Origin of the sequence: Cellulosimicrobium sp. I38E (assembly GCF_001647255.1) — a bacterium.
Lineage (GTDB): Bacteria > Actinomycetota > Actinomycetes > Actinomycetales > Cellulomonadaceae > Cellulosimicrobium > Cellulosimicrobium cellulans_E.
The window spans coordinates 1-6,832 of the sequence record NZ_LUAZ01000078.1 but is presented as its reverse complement, the minus strand read 5'-3'; the positions used below and the strand labels follow the sequence as shown (position 1 = coordinate 6,832).

Annotated in this window: 5 protein-coding genes; 2 read left to right on the top strand and 3 right to left on the bottom strand. The window is 72.9% G+C overall.

Annotated elements, in window-relative coordinates; genetic code table 11:
* The first annotated feature begins 31 nt into the window (after positions 1-31).
* A complete protein-coding gene (locus tag A0J59_RS19485; RefSeq protein ID WP_064317196.1) occupies positions 32-1,765 on the top strand; it encodes an ABC transporter ATP-binding protein in 1,734 nt (577 codons plus the stop codon).
* A complete protein-coding gene (locus A0J59_RS19480) occupies positions 1,762-3,891 on the top strand; it encodes an ABC transporter ATP-binding protein (protein ID WP_064317195.1) in 2,130 nt (709 codons plus the stop codon). The genes A0J59_RS19485 and A0J59_RS19480 overlap by 4 nt, the downstream gene beginning before the upstream one ends.
* 98 nt (positions 3,892-3,989) lie before the next feature.
* Here A0J59_RS19480 and A0J59_RS19475 read toward each other — a convergent pair whose 3' ends face one another.
* The 3 genes from A0J59_RS19475 to A0J59_RS19460 all read right to left on the bottom strand — a co-directional run bounded on the left by A0J59_RS19475 (position 3,990) and on the right by A0J59_RS19460 (position 6,665).
* Complete coding sequence (locus A0J59_RS19475) at positions 3,990-4,262, bottom strand: metal-sensitive transcriptional regulator (RefSeq protein WP_047233132.1); 273 nt, start codon at positions 4,260-4,262, stop codon at positions 3,990-3,992.
* A gap of 280 nt (positions 4,263-4,542) precedes the next feature.
* Positions 4,543-4,902, bottom strand: a complete 360-nt coding sequence (locus tag A0J59_RS19465) for a rhodanese-like domain-containing protein (RefSeq protein WP_064317193.1) — start codon at positions 4,900-4,902, stop codon at positions 4,543-4,545.
* A complete protein-coding gene (locus A0J59_RS19460; RefSeq protein ID WP_064317192.1) occupies positions 4,899-6,665 on the bottom strand; it encodes an FAD-dependent oxidoreductase in 1,767 nt (588 codons plus the stop codon). Before A0J59_RS19460 ends, A0J59_RS19465 begins: the two co-directional genes overlap by 4 nt.
* Positions 6,666-6,832 lie beyond the last annotated feature (167 nt).

The window sequence follows — 6,832 nt, the reverse complement described above, 5'->3', positions numbered from 1 at the left end:
GTCCCGTAGCCCCCACCCGGACAGGAACCCCATGCTCGTCAGCCTCCTGCGGACGCGGTTGCGTCCCTACCTGACACCGATCCTCATCCTCCTCGTGCTCCAGCTCCTCGCGACGCTCGCGTCGCTGTACCTGCCGAGCCTCAACGCCGACATCATCGACCAGGGCGTCACGCAGGGCGACACCGCCTACATCATGCGCACCGGCGGGCTCATGCTCCTCGTGAGCCTCGGGCAGGTCGTGTGCGCGGTCGCCGCCGTCTACTTCGGCGCGCGGGTCGCGATGTCGTTCGGCCGCGACGTGCGCGCCGGGCTGTTCACCAACGTGCAGCGCTTCTCCGCCCAGGAGATGGGCCAGTTCGGTGCGCCGTCCCTCATCACGCGCACTACGAACGACGTGCAGCAGGTGCAGATGCTCGTGCTGCTGTCGCTGACCATCATGGTCATGGCGCCGATCATGCTGGTCGGCGGCGTGGTCATGGCGCTCCAGGAGAACGTCGAGCTCTCCGCCCTGCTGCTCGTCATCGTGCCCGTGCTCGGCGTGAGCGTGGGGCTCATCATCTGGCGGATGGTCCCGTACTTCCGGCAGATGCAGAAGAAGATCGACGGCATCAACGCCGTCCTGCGCGAGCAGATCACGGGCATCCGCGTGATCCGGGCGTTCGTGCGCGAGCGTCGCGAGGCCGAGCGCTTCGACGTCGCGAACGACGCGCTGTTCGACGTCTCGCTCAAGGCGGGCAAGCTCATGGCGCTCATGTTCCCGACCGTCATGCTCGTCATGAACGCGTCGAGCATCGCGGTGCTGTGGTTCGGCGGTCGTCAGATCGACGCGGGCGACATGGAGGTCGGTGCGCTCACCGCGTTCCTGTCCTACCTCATGTACATCCTCATGGCCGTGATGATGTCGACGATGATGTTCATGATGGTGCCGCGCGCGGCGGTCTCCGCCGAGCGCATCACGGACGTCCTGCGCACGACCGCGACGGTCGTCGAGCCGGAGCGTCCCGTCGCCCTCACGTCGCGGACCGGGCGCGTCGAGCTCGACGGCGTCGAGTTCCGCTACCCGGGCGCCGAGGACCCGGTGCTCCACGACGTCTCGTACGTGGCCGAGCCCGGGCAGACGACGGCGATCATCGGCTCGACCGGCTCCGGCAAGACGACGCTGCTCAACCTCGTGCCCCGGCTGTTCGACGTCACGGGCGGGTCGGTGCGCATCGACGGGACCGACGTGCGCGACCTCACGGGCGCGGACCTCGGCTCGCTCCTGGGCCTCGTGCCGCAGAAGGCCTACCTGTTCTCGGGAACGGTCGCAGACAACCTCCGCTACGGGCGGCCGGACGCGACCGAGGAGCAGATGTGGGAGGCGCTCGACGTCGCCCAGGCCCGCGACTTCGTCGAGGCGCTCGACGGCGGGCTCGACGCGCCCGTCGCGCAGGGCGGGACGAACTTCTCCGGCGGCCAGCGCCAGCGGCTCGCCATCGCCCGCGCGATCGTGCGCGACCCCGCGGTCTACCTGTTCGACGACTCGTTCTCCGCGCTCGACTACGCGACGGACGCGCGCCTGCGCGCTGCTCTCGCGCCCCGCACGCGGCACTCCACGGTGATCGTCGTCGCGCAGCGCGTCGCGACGATCCGCGGCGCCGACCAGATCCTCGTGCTCGACCACGGCCGCATCGTCGGCCGCGGCACGCACGCCGAGCTCCTCGAGTCCAACGAGACCTACCAGGAGATCGTCTACTCCCAGCTCTCGATCGAGGAGGCAGCATGAGCGGCGAGCAGGACGCCTCGCGCACGCCCGCGCCGTCGGGCCGGGACACCCCCGCACCCGACGCCGCGCCCGGCTCCGACAAGCCCACCGCGAAGGGTGGCGACGTCGCCCGGACACGGCTCGCCGGACGTCCCCGCGGTGGCGGAGGGCACGGCCCGATGGGCGGCATGGGCGTCCCGGGCGAGAAGGCGCTCGACTTCAAGGGCTCCCTGCGCCGGTTCGCCGCGTCGCTGCGGCCCGAGCGCGTGCCGATCGTCGCCGTCGTGATCCTCGGCATCGTCTCGGTGGCGCTCGCGGTCGCCGGTCCCAAGCTCCTCGGCAACGCGACGAACATCATCTTCGCGGGCGTCGTCGGGTCCCAGCTCCCGGCGGGCGTGACGCAGGCCCAGGCCGTCGACGCGCTGCGCGCCCAGGGGCAGGACCAGGTCGCGGACCTCGTCTCGGGCGTACCCGGCCTCGTTCCCGGCGAGGGCATCGACTTCACGGCGCTCGCGACCGTGCTCGCGTGGGTGCTCGCGGTCTACGTCGGCTCGTTCCTGTTCGGGTGGCTCCAGGGGCGCATCACGGCGATCGTCGTGCAGCGCACCGTCTACCGGCTGCGCGGTGAGGTGCAGACCAAGCTCGGGCGCCTCCCTCTGTCGTACTTCGACCGCAACCCGCGCGGCGAGATCCTCTCGCGCGTCACGAACGACATCGACAACATCTCCCAGACGCTCACGCAGACGCTCTCGCAGCTCGTAACGTCGGTGCTCACCGTGGTCGGCGTGCTCGGCGTGATGTTCTGGATCTCGCCGCTGCTCGCGGTGGTCGCGCTCGTGACGGTGCCGCTGTCCGTGATCATCACGGCGCAGATCGCCAAGCGCTCGCAGCCGCAGTTCATCCAGCAGTGGGCGGCCACGGGACGCCTCAACGCGCACATCGAGGAGATGTACACCGGGCACACGCTCGTCAAGGTCTACGGCCACCAGCAGGCCGCGATCGACGACTTCGAGCGCGAGAACGGCGACCTGTACGACGCGAGCTTCAAGGCACAGTTCATCTCCGGCACCATCCAGCCGGCGATGGGCTTCATCGCGAACCTCAACTACGTGATCGTCGCGGTCGTCGGCGGGCTGCGCGTCGCGTCGGGCACCATGACCCTCGGCGACGTGCAGGCGTTCATCCAGTACTCGCGCCAGTTCACGCAGCCCATCACGCAGATCGCGTCGATGATGAACCTGCTCCAGTCGGGCGTCGCGTCGGCCGAGCGGGTCTACGACCTGCTCGACGCCGAGGAGCAGACGCCGGACCCGTCGCCCGCGGAGACGGTCGACCCGGTGCGCGGCCGCGTCGCGTTCGAGGACGTGTCGTTCTCCTACAGCACCGACACGCCGCTCATCGAGCACCTCGACCTGGTCGTCGAGCCCGGCCAGACGATCGCGATCGTCGGGCCGACGGGCGCGGGCAAGACCACGCTCGTCAACCTGCTCATGCGGTTCTACGACGTCGACTCCGGCCGGATCACGCTCGACGGCGTGGACACGCGCGCCATGACGCGCGACGACCTGCGCTCCGACATCGGGATGGTGCTCCAGGACACCTGGCTGTTCAAGGGCACGATCGAGGAGAACCTGCGCTACGGCGTGCGCGACGGGCGCGACGTGGGCGAGGAGGAGTTCCTCGCCGCGACGCGCGCGACGCACGTCGACCCGTTCGTGCGCACGCTGCCCGACGGGTACGCGACGGTGATCGACGACGAGGGCTCGAGCGTGAGCGCGGGGGAGAAGCAGCTCCTCACGATCGCGCGCGCGTTCCTCGCCGACCCGGCGATCCTCGTGCTCGACGAGGCGACGAGCTCGGTCGACACGCGCACCGAGGTGCTGGTCCAGCAGGCGATGAACGCGCTGCGCGAGGGGCGCACGTCGTTCGTCATCGCGCACCGCCTGTCGACGATCCGCGACGCGGACACGATCCTCGTCATGGAGCAGGGGTCGATCGTCGAGCAGGGCTCGCACGACGAGCTGCTCGCGGCGGGCGGCGCGTACGCGCGGCTGTACGAGAGCCAGTTCGCGGCGCCGGTCGGCGCCGAGGCGCAGGACGACGCGGTGGACGCCGTCGCCCCCGCGGGCCGGCCGGCAGGCGCCTGACGCGGCTCGGCCCGCGCCGGCCCACCCTCGGGTGGACCGGCGCGGGCCGTCGCTGGGACGACGAGGGCCGGCGACCGGGCGGTGGTCCGCCCAGGCCCTCAGGCGAGCGAGAGGAACAGCTTCTCGAGCTTCGCCACGTCGAGCGTCGGGTCCTCGCCGTCCTCGGCCGGCTCGGTGAGGCACTGGCGCATGCCGGACGCGATGATCGCGAAGCCCGCGCGGTCGAGCGCGCGCGACACGGCGGAGAGCTGCGTGACGACGTCCTCGCAGTCCCGCCCCTCGTCGATCATGCGCACGACGGCCGCGAGCTGGCCCTGGGCGCGCTTGAGCCGGTTGACGACCTTGTCCATGTCGGTGCGGTCGAGCTCCACGGGTGTTCTCCTGCGTTCGTCTCGGAAGGGTGGCAGCGAGAGTGCTGCCGGAGGGCCTGCGTCAGGGTCGGGCCGGCGGGGCCGGTCAGGCGCAGGTGCAGCGCTGCTCGGGCGGCACCTCGGCCATGACCTCGTCGGCGTGCATGCCGCAGCCGGTCCAGGTGGTCTTGCCGCACGTGCGGCACAGGGCGGGACTGCACACGGTGTGTCTCCTCGGGTGTGGGGTGGGTTCGGTCTCGGGTCGGGGTGCGGTGCTCGGTCGGGGGTAGGTCGTGGAGGATCAGCGTCGCACGGCTCCGCCCGCGGCCTGCCACGCGCCGAGCCCGCCGGACAGGCTCGTGGCGGCGTAGCCGAGCGACCGGAGCTGGCGGGCCGCGGTGCGCGAGCGCATCCCGGACGCGCACACGACGACGACGGTCGCGCCGTCCTTCAGGCGTCGCGGCGCGGCCGACGGGACGTCGGCGAGCGGCACGTGCACCGCCTGGGGCGCGTGCCCGGTGCGCCACTCGTCGCGCTCGCGCACGTCGAGGAGCGTCGCACCGTCGCGGACGAGCTGCACCGCGGTGGCGGCGTCGACGGTCGGGCGCACGCCGCCGTCGTCGGACGAGCGGGAGAACAGGCGGCGGAGGCGGTCGATCATGCGGGGACTCCTTCGAGGGTGCGCGCGGCGTGCGGCGTGGTGGTCAGGGTGAGCCAGCCGCCGGAGAGGTTGCGCGCGTCGAGCCCGGCGGCGAGCAGGACGCGGGTGGCGAGGTAGGAGCGCACGCCGCTCGCGCAGTGCACGGCGACGGTGCGCCCCGCCGCGGCGGCGCGCACCTCGTCGAGCCGTTCGCGCAGCTCGGTGTGCGGCACGTTGAGGGCGCCGTCGAGGTGTCCGGCGGCGTGCTCGTCGCGCGACCGGACGTCGAGCACGAGCGAGGTCGCGACGACCTCCTCCAGGTCGGTCGCGTGCCACTGCGGCATGGTGCCGTCGAGCACGTTCTGCGCGACGAACCCCAGCATGTTCACGACGTCCTTCGCCGCGCCGAACGGCGGGGCGTAGGCGAGCTCGAGCTCGGCGAGGTCGTCCACGGTGAGCCCGGCCCGCAGCGCCGTCGCGAGCACGTCGACGCGCTTGTCCACCCCGGCGCGGCCCACGGCCTGCGCGCCGAGCAGGCGGCCGTCGGGCGCGAAGCTCGCCGTGACGTGCACGGGCTCAGCCCCGGGGAACCAGCCCGCGTGGTGGGCCGCGTGGACGCGGACCTGCTCGTGCGCGACGCCGGCGGACGTGAGCGTCGTGTGGCTCGGCCCCGTGACCGCGGCGGTGAGCCCGAACACGCGGACGATCGCGGTGCCGAGCACGGGCGCCTGCGGCGTCGTCCGGTGGCCCAGCATCGAGTCCGCGGCGCGCCGGCCCTGGCGGTTGGCCGGGCCGGCGAGCGGGACGGGACCCGTCGCGCCGGTCACCGCGTGCACGACCTCGACGGCGTCGCCGACGGCCCACACGTGCGGGTCGGACGTGCGCTGGTCGGTGTCGACGCGGATCGCGCCGCGCTCGCCGAGGGCGAGCCCGGCGGCCGCGGCCAGGTCGCTCGCGGGCCGCACGCCGACGCTCACGAGCACGACGTCGGCGTCGAGCACCGTGCCGTCGGCGAGCTCGAGCGCGACGGCATGGTCCGCACCGGCGGGCCGCGGCACGACGGCGGTCGCGGAGGTCCCGAGGTGGAGCCCGACTCCGTGGTCGCGCAGCTCGTCCGCGAGCAGCAGCGCGAGGTCGGGCTCCAGCGGAGGGAGCACCTGGTCGGCGCGCTCGACGACGTCGACGGACAGCCCGCGGGTGACGAGCGCCTCCACGGCCTCGAGCCCGATGAACCCCGCACCGACGACGACGGCCCGCACGGGCGCGGTGCGCCCCGCCGCGACCTCGGCCTCCAGGCCTGCGAGCCGCTCGGCGAGCGCGTCGAGGTCCGCGATCGTCCGCAGCGTGTGCACCGCCGGGTGGTCGAGGCCCGCGACCGGCGGGAGCACGGTGGTCGCACCCGGCGCGAGCAGGAGCGCGTCATAGGCGAGCTCGGAGGTCCCGTCCTCGGCCGCGACGATGACGGTCCGCGCGGTGCGGTCGATCGCCGTGACGCGATGCCGGGTCCGGACGTCGAGGTCGAGGCTCGCGCGCAGCGACCCGGGGGAGTGCAGCAGGAGGGTGTCGCGGTGCGCGATCTCGCCCGACACCTGGTACGGCAGGCCGCAGCCCGCGAACGAGACGTGGTCGGACTGCTCGAGCACGACGATCGACGCGTGCTCGTCGAGACGGCGGGCGCGCGCGGCGGCGCTCATGCCGCCCGCGACGCCGCCGACGACGACGATGCGGCGCGCGCCGTCGGGGTCGGACGGGTGGGTCGTCGAGCCGGGGGTCGAGGGGATCATGCTCCAACGATACCCCCGGGGGTATCGATCGAGACAAGTCGACAGGCTGAGAGGTCGGTCACGGGACGCCTCGGTCGCCGGCGCGGCCGCTCACAGCCGGCGAACAGCCGTGCCATCCCGGCGGCACACGCCCGCTCCGTAGACACGGCCCATGAGCACCCCCACGC

What these genes read in the sequence shown, in the direction of transcription:
- A0J59_RS19480 (WP_064317195.1), top strand. Translation starts at nt 1,762, where the DNA reads ATGAGCGGCGAGCAGGACGCCTCGCGCACGCCCGCGCCGTCGGGCCGG.
- A0J59_RS19460 (WP_064317192.1), bottom strand. Translation starts at nt 6,665, where the DNA reads ATGATCCCCTCGACCCCCGGCTCGACGACCCACCCGTCCGACCCCGAC.
- A0J59_RS19465 (WP_064317193.1), bottom strand. Translation starts at nt 4,902, where the DNA reads ATGATCGACCGCCTCCGCCGCCTGTTCTCCCGCTCGTCCGACGACGGC.
- A0J59_RS19485 (WP_064317196.1), top strand. Translation starts at nt 32, where the DNA reads ATGCTCGTCAGCCTCCTGCGGACGCGGTTGCGTCCCTACCTGACACCG.